Source organism: Brucella pseudogrignonensis, assembly GCF_032190615.1.
In the GTDB taxonomy this organism is placed as follows: domain Bacteria; phylum Pseudomonadota; class Alphaproteobacteria; order Rhizobiales; family Rhizobiaceae; genus Brucella; species Brucella pseudogrignonensis_B.
Window position 1 is genome coordinate 675,952 of record NZ_JAVLAT010000002.1, and the last position, 16,378, is coordinate 692,329.

Genomic DNA, 16,378 nt, shown 5'->3' on the forward strand with positions numbered 1-16,378 from the left:
ACGCGTCAGAATTTTAGCGTTGGTGGTAGATCAGATGGCTGCACACCGACCAGCGAAAGGCTGCTGACGATCCACTCATTGACCTTACCGTCCTCCCGACGCTTCTTAAGCCAAACGTCAACGTAATCGCGGAATTCGCCCTTCGCGTCTTTGCGCACACCAATCGTCGTCGGCTGGCTATCCAATGGCTCTGGTACAAAGACTTTAAATTTGTCGCCCAGCTTATGTGCTGTCACCACTGACATCAGTGCGACCTGTATGATTGCATCGGCCCGACCCGATTGCAGGGCGATAACGGTTTCATCTGCACCTTTGAGCGCGACGAGCGTACAATTCGGCAATGTTTTACGTGCGAAAAGATCCTGCGTGGAACCAAGATCAACCGTGACGCGGATTTCCGGCTTATTCAGTTCTTCCCAGGTTTTAACATCGCGGTCTTTGTTGGTGATGACAGTGAAGACATTGTCCATCATGGCTTCAGTGAAATCGACGGTCTTCGCGCGTTCAGGATTATTGCTCAGCGCAAACATGATGTCGATTTTGCCACTCTGAAGATCCATAACGGAATTGCCCCAGGTGGTTTCGACCATTTCCAGCGGGACTCCAATATTTTCAGCCAAATCCCTGCCCATAGAAACGCAGAAACCGTCCCATTCGCCGGTCGCGAGATTTTTCTGATAATAAGGCGGGGTGCCGTTAAAAACGCCGATGCGTAGAGCACCTCGATCCTTAATAGCTTTAAGCGTCGCGCCTTCTTCAACGGCCCATGAAAGACTAGGTGCCAGCATCACTGCTGTGCCACCCAAAAGCGTTGTCTGGATAAACTTACGTCTGTTCATTGTTGTTTCCCTCTTTTTTGACCGAGCATTCCGTCGAACATTATTGGGCGCTTGAATGCGCCAGACTGCTTTCTCTATTAAATTTATTGGAAAGTACCACCGAGTAACTAACGTTCTCGATCTCTTCTATCTGTGCCAGCTCTTCAATCAAAGCCTCCAGGTCTTCGAGAAAGCCGACATGCACGCGGCACATAATATTGGCCGGTCCACTGATCGCATCCGCAGTCAGAATTTCCGGATAAGCACGCAATGTCGCAAACAGACGTTGCGCGATACGCTGTGCGGCCGTGATAAACAAATAGGCAGAAATGCTGTTATCGTCCGTCGCCCGACGAACGATGGCGCGATAGCCCAATATGACGCCGCGTCGTTCCAGACGGCCAATGCGCTCTTGAACGCTTGATCGGGCAAGACCCACGCGCCGGGCCAGTTCACTTGCAGGAAGCCGTGCATTCTCTTCCAGGATACTGACCAGATTTCGGTCGATGCTATCACCGTAGTCCATCGTGTTCCCTTATCTTTATTTTTAGTAAGAATGCGGCTCTTTCTCATCAAATAAAAGCATTGAAAATTGGATTAGTCATGACTTAAAATCATGATGAAATCTTGAGGAAACCCAATGCGACGTTTTCTTCCCTCACTCTCAGCACTGCACGCTTTTGATGCCTCCGTGCGATATCTCAGTTTTACGCGTGCTTCTGAAAACTTAGGCATGACGCAAAGCGGCGTTAGCCGTCAGATTCAAAATCTTGAATCTTTTCTTGGCCTTAAACTATTTGAACGTGCGGGGCCGCGACTGGTTTTAACGGAAGAAGGGCAAAGCTATTACGAAGAAGTCTCGCGCATCCTTGCCAAGCTTGAAGAAGTATCGATGGATGCGGTGCGCGGCTATAAAACGCAAAGTCTGCTCAAAGTTGGCCTGCCGCCAACACTGATGCGCAAATGGGCTCCGGGCATTATCAGCACCTTTGCGAGATCGCATCCGCAAATATGGTTTGAAGTGTTTCCGTGCTCACACGACCTAGACTGGAGCAAATCTGATCTCGATCTTGCAGTGCTGCGCGGCATCGGCAACTGGGCGAATGTACGCAGCCACTTGCTTTTCGATGAAGAGCTGGTCGTGATTGGCTCGCCCGACGTGGTGCCCGAGAATGGGCTGAAGGGAGACGTAGAACTGCTCGATTTTCCACTGATCCAGAATTCAAACCGGCCAAGCCTATGGCTGCACTGGCTGCGTGGCGCGGGTATTCATTATAATAAGCGCATCTTTGGGCCGCGCTTGCCAACGCATGATATTATCATCGAATGCGCTGTTGCGGGGATGGGGCTTGCGATAGCGCCCAAAATTTTCGTGCAGGACGAATTGCGCTCTGGAAAGCTCAAGCTGGCACTTGATCGTGTTCAGACATCTGGAGAGAGCTACTTTCTGTGCTCTGCACAAGCGCGTCAGGGATCAAAAAACGTCCGTCTGTTTCGCGACTGGTTCATCGCAGAAGCAAAACGCCACAGACATCAAGTGCCTGTGGCGTCGGGTACTCAAATATAGGAGCGTTCAACGGGCTTGAAGTTGAGCGGGTCTTCTCCGCGTTTTAAAAGCCACGAATAAACGGGCGGCACCCGGTCAGCGATCGATTCAACATGAATATCGATAAAGCACGGACCATCTTTCCAGGCAAAAGCCTCCGACATTACAATATCCAACTGATCTGCCGTTTTGGCGGTCCATGCTTTTAAGCCATATGCTTCGGCAATTGCCTGTCCTTTTGGTGCCAGAAAATCGACGCCAAAACATTGGTTATGTCCCTTCAGGCGATGAAGACCTTTGATCCAGCCGAACGTTCCGTTGTTAAACAAGATCAGAAGTGCGGGCACCTGCAATCGCACCAGCGTTTCAAGTTCACCCACTGTCATCCCAAAGGAACCATCGCCAAACATTCCGATTGGACGCTTATCGGGATCCGCACGCCACGCACCAACCGTTGCTGGCAAAGCCGAACCCAAACCACCAAAAGCACGCGGAATAGCGAAGCGCGTTTCACGATCATTGATCTTCAGGAAGCGCGTCATGTAGGGCGTTGGCGTACCAGCATCGGAATAGATCAATGCGGGCTGCCCGGACTGACTAAGCGCCTCATTAAACGACCGAACAACGCGTTCGGGGCGCAAAGGCACCCGTTCATCGCTCAGGGCTTCTTCGGCATGCTCCCAGAATGTGCGGCGATGCGCATTCAACTCTTCAATCCAGCTATCATGTCTCTTAAGTTCAACTGGTTGTTCGATCTGCAATAACTCATCCAGAACCAGCAATGCATCGCCCTGAATCGAGAGCAGGTTCTCATAATTATTCGCCATGATTTCGGGCGAGATATCAATCTGAGCAAGGCGCCGGTTCAGTGTAACCTTCGGGAAAGTCCAGCCAATCGTCACCACAGAACCAATCCGCGATCCAACAAACAATGTGAAATCGGAATGCTCCAACGCCCAGTTTGCATGAGGATGATAGCCATTGTCACCGATCACACCGATGGCAAGACGATGGTCGTCGTCAATTGCGCCTTGTCCCGTCATCGTCGTGCACATAGGAATATCGAAACGCTCGGCGAGTTTGGTAATTAGCCCTCCGGCATGGGCACGATTGACACCACCACCCGCGACGATCAAAGGCCGCTCAGCTTTTGCGATGAGTTCTAAAAGCTCAACGAGTTTTTGCTTCGGTGGGAGTGTCGGGAGGGCAGGAAAGGTTTTGCACTCTTCTTCGACATGCAGCGATATACGTGCTGGATCGACTTCGGCCAACAACATATCCTCTGGAATTTGCAGATGCACGGCACCCGGTTTTCCTGAACAGGCAACACGGAACGCACGGCGAATAATTTCCGGCAATTTATCAGCCGATTTCACCTGCACTGAGAGCTTTGTCACCGGCTCGAACAGTTTGGCGCAATCAAGCTCAGTAAGAACACCACGACCTTCACCTGGCAACGGAATATCAATCGTCAGAAGGATGACGGGAACGGAGGAGCCATTTGACTCAGCGACAGGCGGCAATGAATACATCGCGCCTGCGCCCGACGGGCACTCAAAAACACCCGGCTTATTGGAAAAGCGGCCATAAGCATCGGCCATATAACCAGCAGAGCGCTCGTCCCGAGCCATAATATGGCGGATTTCGCCCTCGCGCTGCTGCAATGCTTCATAAAAAGGCACATTCGTATCGCCTGGCACTCCGAATATTGTCTCGACACCATAACCAATCAACATTTGCACCAAAATATCCGCGCCGCGCATTCCATTACTCCTTCAGAATCTGATGAAGTAACAATAATCGCGATATTTTTCGGCAAGGACCGGCGGATAGTCGGCTAATACGCTGTTATTCCGGCGATACGTCGTGCAATCCCGCCGCTTTGCCGAGGCATGAAAATTGTGCTGCGTTATACAGTAAGTGAAATTTTGAAAAGAAAGATCGAAAAAACGGCGATATAAATTGGTCTGGCTTTATCTGCCGTGGAACGGCTCAAATTGTCTTCCACTCTTCCATTTTATCACGAAACAGCTCTCTTATTATTGGAAACATGGGTGGTTGGGAACGCCCCGAAAGCCTGATAATGGCGAACTCAGATGCATTCGATGCAGGATGGACAGGTAGTTCGACGAGTTGGCAACTCTCAATAAGCTCGTGAGCGGGTGCGAGAACACCATAATAGACAGTTTCACTATCTAATGCTGTTTGAAGAAGGCCATCTATTGCATCGGAGTGAAAGGTAACACTCTCATCCGGGTGAGCTGCGGGGCCATAGGTGGTGATCATATTCCTTATTTGTTCGGGTGCAAGAATTGTTGTAGCCAACGGCCAGGGGCGAAGATCTGAAAAACTGAGCTCTTGACGTTTAGACAATGGATGATTGTTCTTGACGAGAAAGCCAGTTCGCAATGGGGGAAGCATTTCAATCTGAAGATCGGCTGTGACTGGAACGCCACGTATTTCTACGACAAGCATATCAAGTGTTCTGTCTCGTAATGCTTGCACTTGCAAAGGAATTGCCCCTCGCATCAGCAATATGTGCAGCGACGGGTTCGTCGTTGAAAATCTGCTGAGTAAAGGGGCGGTGAGAAGAGCGCTTGGCGTTGAACCCAGTCCAATTCTTATTCGTCCGGCGCTGCCCTCATGTTGTTGTTTTACGACGCGATATAGCTCTTCTGTTTCAAACAGAACGCGCCTTGCATGATTCAGAACAACATTACCGAAAGCAGTTACTTCGCAACGTTTGCCAATCCTATCCACCAGCTTCATGCCTAATTCCGCTTCAAGCTGAGCAATGCTTCGTGAGAGCGCAGGCTGCGTGAGATGGGTATGTTCAGCAGCGCGTGTGAAAGAACCTTTCTCCGCAAGCGCAACAAAGTGTTTCAATTGCTGAATATTCACGTAATTTTCCTAAATCATTATGCCTATTATGCATGGTAATCAAATTTACTATGCATTGGACAAATAAAAAAGCACCTCGTAGCTAGCATGATAAATAATTGAGCATTGCGAGTGGTTTTATGAACGATATCCGGCAGCTGATCGAGCGAGACATTGAGGAATTTGTGTCGATCAGGCACGATCTGCACCAACATCCGGAACTAGCCTTTATGGAAGTTCGAACGGGCGAGCTTGTTGCCTCATTGTTGGAAAAGTGGGGTTACGCTGTCGCAAGAAATGTTGGAACGACAGGAATTGTCGGCCAGCTTCGCCATGGTAACAGTGCAAATGCAATTGGCATTAGAGCAGATATGGATGCGCTCCCAATTTCGGAGGAAACAGGACTTTCATATGCAAGTGTCAATCCGGGTGTAATGCATGCTTGCGGGCATGATGGTCATACAACGATGCTGCTTGCTGCGGCAAAGGCGATAGCAGAACGCAAAAATTTTCATGGTACGGTGAACCTAATTTTCCAGCCGGCAGAGGAATATGGCCGACCAGACAGCGGTGCCGCGCGGATGGTTGCTGACGGATTATTCAAGAAGTTTCCGTGCGATGCAGTGTTTGCAATTCACAATATGCCGGGTGTTCCGCAGGGGCAATTGCAGTTTTACGATGGTGCGATGATGGCGTCTTCGGACACCGTTTTTATCACCATTGAAGGCCGTGGGGGACACGGCGCGCAACCACACACGACAGCTGATCCCATTACCGCAACTGCTTCCATCGTGATGGCGCTTCAAACGGTCGTGGCGCGCAATATCAACCCGCTTGATACAGCGGTGGTGACTGTGGGTGTAATGCAGGCTGGGGTTGCAAATAATGTCATTCCTGAAACTGCGAAGCTTGAATTGACTGTTCGGTGTTTTAAACCGGAAGTGCGGGATCTCCTTGAGCAAAGAATTCGTGAACTTGTACTTGCTCAGGCTCAAAGTTTCGGGGTCATAGCTCAAATCGATTATTGTCGCGGTTACCCAGCGCTACAAAACTCTCCCGCAGCGACCAAATTCGCACGTCAAGTTGGAGAGAGCTTTGCTGCCGCGAGTAACTTCGTCGCTCAAACGACTCCGATGACAGGCAGTGAAGACTTCTCTTTCATGCTCGAAGAGCGACCAGGCTCTTATATTTTCTTAGGAAATGGCGACCAGCCAGGTTCGCAAAGCTGCGCGCTGCATAATCCGGGGTTTGATTTCAATGACGCGATCATTGTCGATGGCGCGGCCTATTGGGTTGCCCTCACAGAAGCGTTCCTAGCTGCAACAGATACCCCCCAGATTTGACGGATTACTACACTATCGGAGGACAACCATGAATACTTCTATGATGCACGCGCAATCCGCTGGATCAATCGATGACCATGAACGATCAGATAAACCACCGGTTAAAGCGATAGCGGCGGCTGTTGCAGGGAATGCGCTCGAATTTTACGATTTCATCGTCTATTCGTTTTTTGCGGTTTACATTGGACAAACGTTTTTCCCGCTTGGCAGTGAAACTGCGAGTTTGCTGGCATCAGTGGCTGTATTCGGTGTTGGCTTTTTTACCCGTCCACTTGGCGGTGTTTTGATTGGAGCATTTGCAGACAAGGCAGGTCGCCGTGCAGCGATGATTCTCACTGTAACGCTGATTACAGTGGGAACGTTGGGTTTGGCCGCGACGCCGGGCTATGAAACAATTGGTATTGCGGCACCGATCATCGTTTTGATGTGTCGATTATTGCAAGGTTTGGCTCTTGGTGGTGAAGTCGGCCCCGCTTCTGCAATGCTTGTTGAGGCTGCTCCACGTGATAAACGTGGTCTTTATGCAAGCTGGCAAATTGCCAGTCAGGGGATTGCAGTTGTAGCCGGTGGCCTGATGGGTGTTCTGGTGTCTTGGTATCTTACTCATGAAGAACTCGTTTCATGGGGCTGGCGCATTCCGTTCTTGGTGTCGCTCGCGCTTATTCCACTAGCGGTCTATATTCGCCGTGCGTTGCCGGAGACGTTGGAAAAACCGAGCGAGAAAAGCGGTGCCCAAATTGTATCTTCGGTTTTTTCCGACCATTCACGTTATCTCATTCTGGGAATTCTCGTTATTATTTCGACCACCGTGTCCACGCAGGTGGGCAACTATATGACAACTTATGCGATTCAAACACTGAAATTACCAGCTACTCTTGCGCAGGCAGGAACGGTTCTCGGCGGGACAATGACCTTTTTATTTGCGCTGGTCGCAGGTTATCTTGCTGACAAATATGGGCGTAAAAGCGTAATGATCTGGCCTCGGATTGTCTTGATGTTGGCCATCATCCCGTTGTTCTTCTGGCTCTCAGAATCCAAAGATGCAACAGTGCTACTCGTCGTAACCGCAGCAGTCACTTTGCTTACCTCTATGAGTGGTGCGGCCAGTCTGGTTGCCATACCTGAGATGATGCCGATCGCTTTGCGTGCGACTGGTGTTTCTTTGATCTACGCCATTGGGGCGACGCTTTTTGGCGGTACAACACAATTCATCATAACTTGGCTTATTGGAATTTTTGGTGCAGTTGCACCTGCATATTATGTGGTTGCGACGAGCATCATCTCGCTTGTAGCGATGTTTATGATGCCTGAGACCCGCAATTTTGACGTGAAGCGATAAGATTTTCCATTTGAGAATGGACAGAATGGCTGACTTTGTTTAGCCATTCTGCTTCCGTTTGTCATAACCAGAGACCTTGAATGGCTCATTATGACGTTGGTTGGTTCTGTTAAAATGACAGCGACTTTTCAAAGGTGTGGACTTGAAGCAGCGTTTGCGTGCCGTTATTGATGCCATCGAAGCCGAACTTCAAAACACCGAAGTACGTGGTAAAGTCGCTGATTATATTCCTCCACTGGCGAACATCGATCCCTCAAAATTTGGCATTGCCATCATGTTACATGATGGCACTTTGATTTCTGCGGGAGACTCAAAAGAAAAATTTTCTATCCAGAGCATTTCAAAGGTCTTTGCTCTGACGCTTGCTTTGGGCAAAAGAGGTGACAGCATTTGGCGACGTGTGAACCGGGAGCCATCCGGAGATCCCTTTAATTCAAGCGTATTGCTGGAGCTTGAAAAAGGTATTCCTCGGAATCCGTTCATAAATGCAGGGGCGATTGTTATCTCCGATGTGTTGTTAGGTTCGCATAAGCCACGAGAGACTATCGCCGAGATAGTGCGGTTTGTTCAGTCTGTGTCTGACGATGATGATATTTATATTGATCGCTTTGTTGCCGAGGCTGAAGATCAAACCGGCTTCAACAATGCAGCTCTCGCTAACCTGTTAAAGGCAAACCAAAATCTGGATAACATTCCCTCACACGTGCTTGGTGTGTATCATCATCAATGTGCGCTTGCGATGTCTTGTGAACAGCTTGCGAAGGCGGGGCTTTTCCTTTCCGCCTCCGGTCGAAACCCGGTGAGCGATCATCGCATTGTCAGTATTGAGCGTGCGTTACGTATTAATGCTCTTATGATGACGTGTGGGCACTATGATGGGTCAGGTGATTTTGCTTTTCGTGTTGGGATTCCGGCAAAAAGTGGTGTCGGTGGCGGCATATTAGCTATAGTGCCTGGTGTCGCATCAATCGCTGTTTGGTCTCCGGGTCTTAATCAGCATGGAAATTCTCTGTTGGGGACTTACGCGCTGGAAAAGCTTTGCAGGGAGATGAACTGGTCCGTTTTTGGCGCTTAAATACTCGACGGTCGACAGTGCGATATAATATTCAAACTGATTATTCTTCCAACTCGGCATAGACGAGATAACGAAGTGGGCCTTGTGTAACCGCTTCAAAGGGATAACAGGTCGCTAGAACCAGATATGAGCCGGAAGCGTGAATATCGATCTGGGCTTCATCCCAGCGGGTGACGGTCATCTGAGTGGCGCGATATGTGAATATCTTACCGTCATCCCGGGTGATGCGAATGAGATCGCCTTTTTCGACATTCTTTAAGAACGCAAAATGCGTATCGCGATGTGCAGCATAGACGGCCGTTCCCGCTTCACCGGCCTTGGGTGTGTTTTGTAGATGTCCGGGACCAAACGCGAGAGCCTGTCCGCTTACGCCATTCAGAGCAATGGCTGATGCAGCCAGTCGTGGCGCTTCGATACGGGCTACCGGCCAGGTATCGGCCCAGCTCCACGGTTTGACCTTGTCACCTGAGGCGATGCTTCGCGTGAAAGCCCGCTCAAGAAGGATTTGTGCTGCATAGGCTTTTGCGTGAATCCAAAGGCCCTGGCCAAAAAGCACAAGACCACAAACCATAACGGCAACAGACAGAATGGGGAGGGGGGAGCGCGACCAAGCGCGCTCCTTTGACTTCTTATTCTGGGTAATAACAATACTCATTATGCATTCCCCCTGCGGCGTGAGAACCAGAAGATCAGGAAACCGATGAAAACGACGCCCAGCCCCTGCAGCATATTAAGTGTTGCTGGTGTTGCGGTTTGCGGCAGAGGCGTTGCGGGCGATGGAAGGCTTGGAATGCTGGCACGTTCTTGAGTGCGAACCTTAATCTGGTCCTGCCCGGCATCCGCATGATCAAGCACGCTGCGTTCTGCACGACTGCCAAACAAAGTCTCGAAATCCCATCCGGCAGGAAGTTCCAAAGGAATATCAGCACGGGTGAGGGGTGTGTTTGCAGGACGTGCTGGCGTCTGATCGACAGCGACAAGACTTGTGAGACGTGTCACCAGATGATGTTCCAATGCCAGATTGAGGATACGCGTGTCGGCTGCCAAGACTGAAATCTTGCCGAGCTTCATGTCCACTTCCGCATCATCGATTTTGCGACGAGCCCAAATTTTCGAAATGCCTTTCGCGGGGCTTACTGCATCAAGTGACAGGGTGATCGTCCAGGGACGGCTTCCAACTGTACCTTGAACTGTAATGGTACCAGCTGCATTTTTTGTACGGGCAGCAATCACCAACGGTTCGCCATGATAGATATCCGGTAGAATACCGGGTGTCAGATTGGCGCCTTCCTGTGAGAAATTGACCTTTAGATCGGTGACAGCTGGATTCTGCAGCTTATCAAAGAGCTCACGCATACGCTGTTCCAGCTCTTCAGAAGAACCGATATGTGTGAAGGTGCCGCGACCAAGTTCCGATGCCTTGCTCATCAGGTAAGTATTGGGTGCTGAGCCGATGCCGACCATGAAGAGGCGCGAGCGGTCACGGCGCGATGCGATGACATCGAACATCTGCTGTTCGTTGCTGATTTCGCCATCAGTCAGGAACACGATCTGGCGCAAACCATCTTTCTGGTGGCTGTCATCAAGAGCCGCGTTGAGTGCGGGCAGCATTTCTGTTCCGCCGACAGCTTCGAGGCTGGCAACATACTGGCGGGCATCATTGATATTCTGCTGTGTGGCATCGACGGAATCCTCAAAGAATTTGGTCAGTGTGTCGTCGAACCGAATGACATTGAAACGGTCGCCGGGATTGAGATGCGAGAGGCCATAATCGAGACTGGCTTTGGCTTGTGTCATCGATGTGCCACCCATCGAACCTGAATTATCGATGACGAAGACGATCTCACGCGATTGCGCTGCATTCGTTTTGGCAAGCGGAGGGGTCACATATGCAAGCAGATAGTCCTGATCGCCGAGCCGTTCACGAAACAGCCCGACATTCGGCATATCCGTTTGGGCTGCTTGCCATTCGAGGACGAAGTCACGATCCGCTGTGGCTTTTCGATCGAGAATGATTCTGGCTGTCTGCTCGTTCTGTCGATCAATGCGCACTGGATGATAAAGGCTCTTGATATCGGTTGCGGGGAAACCGGGTTTGAGATCGACCGTGATCGTTACCGGATTGATGCGCTCTACACTCGGCTCCTCATCGGGTATGATGAGCGGTGTTTCAATTGCGCTGTTGTCCGGGCCGGGCGCTGGTCGCGTTTTAGGCTGTCCCCAACCACCGGAAAGATCGACGGTTTGTTCGATCGGATCGCTATTTTCAGGATTATAGCGCGGCGCCACAACAAGCGGCAGGCGCAGTGAAAAGCGATTGTCGCTGAGACGCACAGCCTGCTGATATTCGATCTGGATGACGACTTTCTCGTGCGGACCCAGATTGGCAACCGCATTGGTGAAGATGTTTGGCCGCTGCTGCTCGATAAGCGCAGCCTTCTTGCCTTCGCTTTTGGCTTTCTCGTAGATTTCGCGTGCAGCCTGCTTTTCCTTGATGTCGGCAACGATAATCCGGTCGCCCACGATCATTTTCAGGGAATAGACCGCGCTGTCTTCCGGTAGCGGGAAAACATAGAGCCCTTCAACCCAGCCATTCGTCGGATTTTCAAAAATCTGGCTGAGGCGGGCGCGGGCGGTTGGGCCGCTGGCATCGATATTGTAATCAGTGCTGATGCGTGGAGCCTCGACATACCGACCTTCTTTGCTGCCTTGCAGCAGAAGGCTTCCGCTTTGTACTGCATTCGGCGTCAGATAGGCCGGCGTCTCAGCACGGGCCGAAGCCACGTTGAGAAGCGAAAGAACAACGGCAAGGATTGGCAATATCAGCACGTTCACAAACCAGATGAGTTTGCAGAACTGCGAGAGGCTGATTGCCCTTCCGCTGCGATGAGAGTGTCTGATGGCAGGCGACATGATGCGCTCCTGTAACTATCGGATAACTGGAGACAATTTTTGCCAAAGCGGTGTTTTAGTGCCAGCGTAAGCTTTCCCAAGTTTTATCCGGACTTTGCCGCAAGCCACCTTGCCGGTTGCGCTTATGTGTGGAATTGTGAAGAAAAGTACGGATTCAGGAAGTTCTCATGTCTCAGCAAGATGCGGTGTTACCCGATCAGATGAATAGCCGTGTCTCTGAACGTGTGCGTGAGGAGATCGCGCGGCGCAGAATTTCCCGTCAGCATCTGGCGGATGAGGCGCGTATCAGCCTCTCAACGCTTGAGAAAGCACTGTCGGGACACAGGCCTTTCACGCTTGCCACCATCATCCGGCTTGAACAGGCCATGGGGTTTGAACTGCGTGATCAGCTGGAAACGGAGAAGCCAAAGCCAGCTGCGGCTCATGGACATGCTGCAGAAGAACTGGGGGCCTATTCGCGTGCCGGTGTCTCCTGGCTTGAAGGAACCTTTCTCACGCTTCGCCCGTCCTTTGGCAATCAATCCGATATTTTCGCTTATTGTACAGATATCAGCTGGGATGCCGAAAATACCCATCTGAAGTTTGAAGAGCGCGAGCGCACCGATACGTCGTTTTCGCAGCATGGACGTGTTTCTGTTCCGCACCTCTCAGGCCATGTTTATCTTGTAACCAATACGTCTGGCCAATATCGGATGGCGGTTCTGTCGCGCCCAAGCATCGCAGGTGAAATGTACGGCATTCTCACGACATTGCGGGCAGGGCAGGGCGCGCAACTGACACCTGTATCAGTGCCTTTGGCGCTTATACCGATGAAGGTTTTTGAAACGCCAGTCTTTGGGCGCGTGACACGAGAACATGCAGCCTATGACCACTACTCCCGCTTTATCAGCAAGACGCTGGGCGAGGGTTATGCGAGCTTCATATCATCAGAATAGCCGAAACGCGGGTAGATGAGAGATTTATAGCGGGAGGGCTATATGAGCGTATCGCAGGGCTTTGCCTCAGATCCGCGGTCCGGGTTCGAGATTGCAAATGTCATTGTGTCACGCGCACCGATCTTAACCCGTCGTTAGCTTATTATTCAGCAACAAAAGGGCGGAAATTCCGCCCTTTCTATTTAGTTTATTAATGTGTGCCGACCGCTTTGCCATAAACCCGGATGACATTTCTGACGGCTTCGACCATCAGGGCATGCGGCGTGGCTTCGACCTTGCCTGCGGCAACAGCCGGATAAAGTGTGCTCAGATACTGGCTGATCAGCGTTTCCGGAATTTTGCGGCCATCAAGACGCTTGAGTAGGTCATTGACGGCAGCGGTGGCTTCCGGATGCGGCCAGTAATAGCGAATGCGGTCGCTATAGGAGAAATGGCGCTGAAGATGCAGTTCTTCTGCATCGCCATGATAATATTTCTCCCAGTTCTTTGGTTCATTGAGAAGCAGCTTCTCAAGCTTGCCGCGAACAGTGTCTTCTTCTGGCAGTTTGTCAAGGAAAGCTGCAATCTGATCAAGACCATAGAGTGCTTCACGCAGCGCAAACGTCAGGCCGGGCCCGACTTTCAGAATGGCAAAACCATCATGAACCAGCGCCGACAGCGCCTCAACCGGCTGATAGTCGGTCGAATGGGCTTCAAAGACAAACTGCGGGACCTCGTTGAGAACGCCGCTTAAAGCATTCGCCTTGTTGCTGTCGTAATAGACAACGTTTTCATTGCCGAATTCCACGCCCGGCTGAACCACAACGCCGATGGCGCGCGAGAATGCATCCTCTAAGCCAAGGGCTGCAAAAGCCTTGCGGTGAATGGCGATGGTTTCAAGCGCTGCATCTGGCTTGGTCAGCTCCAGATCTTCGATCTCTTCCATCGCGCCGCCCGGGATCGGAACTTCCGTGCCGACAATATAGACAGGCAGATCAAAGCCGGATTCAGCGGCTGCTTTTTCTGCAACTTTTGCAAGACGCGCTGCACGTTCAGCAGTCACAGCATCAGGCAGTGCAACAGGTTCGCCAGCGCAACCCATCGACGTGTCGAGGTGGATTTTGGTAAAGCCTGCACGCACAAATCCATCCATCATCACTTCGGATTTGGCCATGGCTTCTTCAGCCGACAAATGCTTCCAGGGATTTGGGCCGAGGTGATCACCACCCAGAATAAGGTGCTTGGTATCAAAGCCGAGACGCGCTGCAATATCTTCGACAAAACGGCGGAAATCAGCCGGTGTCATGCCGGTATAGCCACCATCCTGATTGACCTGATTGCAGGTGGCTTCGATCAGAACGTCAGTCTTGGTTGCAATGCCTTCAAGAAGGGCTGCTTCGATAACCAGAGGATGAGCCGAGCAGATCGAGGTGATGCCTCCGCGTTCGCCGCCAGTATAACGGGCGGGAAGGTGGCGTAAGCGCTGAGTGCTGCTCATGATGGGACTCCATATATAATGTAAATTTCAGAGAGAAATGCGCTGAAGATTGTTATCCATAGCAAGAACTTCTGGCAGTGGCGTTCCGGCACCAAGGTTCGGGCTAGTTACGCCCATCACATCGGCAGGCACAACACAGGCCGCGCGAATGGCTTCTTCAAGCGGCACGCCGACGTGCTGAACCAGATTGGCAAGACAGCCGACCATATCGATATGGGCGCCTGCAAGCGAACCGGCTGCATTAACGAGTGCGCCATCGCGCACTTCAATGCGTTCGCCATACAGTTCGAAATGGTCTGGCCCGCCAATGGTGGACATGGCATCTGACACGAGGAACATGCGGTCGCGTTTAGGGCGTGCACGCCATGCGATGCCGACCATTTCCCATGTCACATGATGCCCATCAACAATGATGCCAACAAACGCATCGCTGCCAATCGCAGTGCCGACCACACCCGGCTCACGCGATGTCATTGGCGGCATGGCGTTGTAAAGATGGGTGAAGCAGCGGATCCCGGCTTCAAGCCCGGCACGGGCCTGTTCCGTCGTGCCGTTGGTGTGACCGGCGGAAACCACGACTCCCATATCTGCGATCTCGCGGATCGTGTCGCCCGGCACCATTTCAGGTGCCAGCGTCAGCATGACAGGCACATCCGCCTTGCGCAGAATTTTCAGCGCTTCAAGCGTGGATGCATCCATCGGGCGGATGAATTCAACGCGATGCGTGCCCTTGCGGGCAGGGTTAAGATGCGGGCCTTCTATGTGCAGGCCGAAGAAGCCATCCATGCCCTTGCATTCAACGGCTGCATGGGCTGCCTGAATGATGCGCTCCGGCTCGCAGGTAATTAGCGTTGGCAGAACCCAGGCAGTGCCGAGTTTGCGCAATGTCGAGATGATGTGCGCGATGCCCTTTGCACTGGTTTCCGAATTGAGCATGACGCCGCCCGCACCATTGACCTGCAGGTCGATGCAGGCTGGCATCAGCACATGCGGCGTGAGGTCCGGCGTTTCATCCGACTTTCGCGGGCGAAGACGGATGATGCCATGCTGGCCGATCTCGGCCACGAGACCAGTCTGAAGTCGCCCATTTAGAAACACATAATCGGGGGCAACAAGACGGGTCATTGGCTTTCTCCAGAATGATTAAGCGCGTAGAGCGCAACGCCGCGTGCACCCGAACTATCACCAAAACGTGCCGTTCTGATGGCGGGTATGCGTGTGGGTCCGAGCTTGCGCTTTTCAAATGCCTTTGAGACGCGTTCAGCTACACCATCCATATTGGAAAGACCGCCGCCAAGAACGAAACAATCCGGATCGACGACAAGCTGCATGGTCAGAAGCGATTCCGCCATCAGATCAGCCCAGTCATCGAGAATCTTTTCTGCGTTCGCATCGCCATTGGACGCGCGCAATGTCAGTTCCTGATTGGAGATGGTCTCATTGAGCTTGATCTTGGAAATATCGGCAAGGCCCGTGCCGGAAACATAGCGTTCCATGCAACCTGTCTTGCCGCAGCCGCAAGGAATCAATGGCAGGTTCTGCTCGCTCAGAACGCGTGCAGGCATACCCGTGTGACCGATTTCCAGTGCAAGACCATTATAGCGCGGTGGAATTTCGCCATTGATGACCACACCAGCGCCCATGCCGGTGCCGACGATCAGGCCAATCATTGCTTCGCTGCCTTCGGCTGCACCGCCATGCGCTTCCGAATAAGCAAAAGCCATACAGTCATTCATCAGCGGAAAGCTGCGCCCGAAACGTGTGGTCAGCGCTGTACCTACATCACGACCGGTGATAGGAATATTGGATGCAAAGCCGTGGCCGGTGGCTGGATCAATCCAGCCCGGTAGGCTGATGCCGACGGGCAGATTTGGATTGCCCGCCGTCTCGGTCAGCCATTCAATCTGCGCCGAAAGCCCATCGATAAAGGCCTCAAAGTCGCTGACGGGCGTTGGAATACGCCGTGTCAGAACTGTTTCCATATTTGCGTCGAACAGGCGGCCCTCAATTTTGGTGCCGCCCAGATCAATGGCGCCGCAGATCATGCTGACC

The 16,378-nt window shown here is 51.8% G+C and carries 14 protein-coding genes; 5 read left to right on the forward strand and 9 right to left on the reverse strand.

What is annotated here, in order from left to right; all coding sequences use genetic code 11:
- Positions 1–5: 5 nt before the first annotated feature.
- Entirely contained in the window at positions 6–839 is an 834-nt protein-coding gene (locus RI570_RS14525; protein WP_313829267.1) for a transporter substrate-binding domain-containing protein, read from the reverse strand.
- 40 nt (positions 840–879) lie between these two features.
- Positions 880–1,344, reverse strand: coding sequence for an Lrp/AsnC family transcriptional regulator (locus tag RI570_RS14530; protein ID WP_094507580.1), 465 nt, complete (start codon positions 1,342–1,344; stop codon positions 880–882).
- A 114-nt stretch (positions 1,345–1,458) separates the two neighbouring features.
- On the opposite strand from RI570_RS14530, the gene RI570_RS14535 reads away from it, so the two are divergent.
- A complete protein-coding gene (locus tag RI570_RS14535) occupies positions 1,459–2,385 on the forward strand; it encodes a LysR substrate-binding domain-containing protein (RefSeq protein ID WP_313829268.1) in 927 nt (308 codons plus the stop codon).
- Here the strand turns inward: RI570_RS14535 and RI570_RS14540 are convergent.
- Together RI570_RS14540 and RI570_RS14545 are read right to left on the reverse strand one after the other, a co-directional pair.
- Entirely contained in the window at positions 2,376–4,127 is a 1,752-nt protein-coding gene (locus RI570_RS14540) for a thiamine pyrophosphate-binding protein (protein WP_313829269.1), read from the reverse strand. The two genes, RI570_RS14535 and RI570_RS14540, sit on opposite strands and share 10 nt — an antisense overlap.
- 229 nt (positions 4,128–4,356) lie before the next feature.
- Entirely contained in the window at positions 4,357–5,265 is a 909-nt protein-coding gene (locus RI570_RS14545; protein WP_313829270.1) for a LysR family transcriptional regulator, read from the reverse strand.
- Between the two features lie 119 nt (positions 5,266–5,384).
- Between RI570_RS14545 and RI570_RS14550 the strand changes: the two genes are divergently transcribed.
- The 3 genes from RI570_RS14550 to RI570_RS14560 all read left to right on the forward strand — a co-directional run bounded on the left by RI570_RS14550 (position 5,385) and on the right by RI570_RS14560 (position 9,001).
- Positions 5,385–6,587 (forward strand): M20 aminoacylase family protein, encoded by a 1,203-nt coding sequence (locus tag RI570_RS14550; RefSeq protein ID WP_313829272.1) that lies wholly within the window; start codon positions 5,385–5,387, stop codon positions 6,585–6,587.
- 28 nt (positions 6,588–6,615) lie between these two features.
- The gene (locus tag RI570_RS14555; RefSeq protein WP_313829273.1) at positions 6,616–7,926 is read left to right on the forward strand and encodes an MFS transporter; all 1,311 of its coding nucleotides are present in this window, start codon (positions 6,616–6,618) and stop codon (positions 7,924–7,926) included.
- Between the two features lie 136 nt (positions 7,927–8,062).
- Positions 8,063–9,001 (forward strand): glutaminase, encoded by a 939-nt coding sequence (locus RI570_RS14560; protein ID WP_409558676.1) that lies wholly within the window; start codon positions 8,063–8,065, stop codon positions 8,999–9,001.
- Positions 9,002–9,041: 40 nt separating this feature from the next.
- Here the strand turns inward: RI570_RS14560 and RI570_RS14565 are convergent, their stop codons facing one another.
- Both RI570_RS14565 and RI570_RS14570 read right to left on the reverse strand, forming a co-directional pair.
- The gene (locus RI570_RS14565) at positions 9,042–9,656 is read right to left on the reverse strand and encodes a class GN sortase (protein WP_313829275.1); all 615 of its coding nucleotides are present in this window, start codon (positions 9,654–9,656) and stop codon (positions 9,042–9,044) included.
- On the reverse strand, positions 9,656–11,914 hold the full coding sequence (locus tag RI570_RS14570; RefSeq protein ID WP_313829276.1) for a marine proteobacterial sortase target protein: 2,259 nt from the start codon (positions 11,912–11,914) through the stop codon (positions 9,656–9,658). The genes RI570_RS14565 and RI570_RS14570 overlap by 1 nt, the downstream gene beginning before the upstream one ends.
- A 167-nt stretch (positions 11,915–12,081) precedes the next feature.
- Here RI570_RS14570 and RI570_RS14575 point away from each other — a divergent pair, with 167 nt between their 5' ends.
- A complete protein-coding gene (locus RI570_RS14575; protein WP_313829277.1) occupies positions 12,082–12,849 on the forward strand; it encodes a helix-turn-helix transcriptional regulator in 768 nt (255 codons plus the stop codon).
- Between the two features lie 190 nt (positions 12,850–13,039).
- Here the strand turns inward: RI570_RS14575 and RI570_RS14580 are convergent, their stop codons facing one another.
- The 3 genes from RI570_RS14580 to RI570_RS14590 are packed head-to-tail and all read right to left on the reverse strand — an operon-like array spanning position 13,040 to position 16,371.
- Positions 13,040–14,326 (reverse strand): D-tagatose-bisphosphate aldolase, class II, non-catalytic subunit, encoded by a 1,287-nt coding sequence (locus RI570_RS14580; protein WP_313829278.1) that lies wholly within the window; start codon positions 14,324–14,326, stop codon positions 13,040–13,042.
- Between the two features lie 27 nt (positions 14,327–14,353).
- Positions 14,354–15,451 (reverse strand): N-acetylglucosamine-6-phosphate deacetylase, encoded by a 1,098-nt coding sequence (gene nagA, locus RI570_RS14585; RefSeq protein ID WP_313829279.1) that lies wholly within the window; start codon positions 15,449–15,451, stop codon positions 14,354–14,356.
- On the reverse strand, positions 15,448–16,371 hold the full coding sequence (locus RI570_RS14590) for an ROK family protein (RefSeq protein WP_313829280.1): 924 nt from the start codon (positions 16,369–16,371) through the stop codon (positions 15,448–15,450). The genes nagA and RI570_RS14590 overlap by 4 nt, the downstream gene beginning before the upstream one ends.
- Between the last annotated feature and the right edge of the window lie 7 nt (positions 16,372–16,378).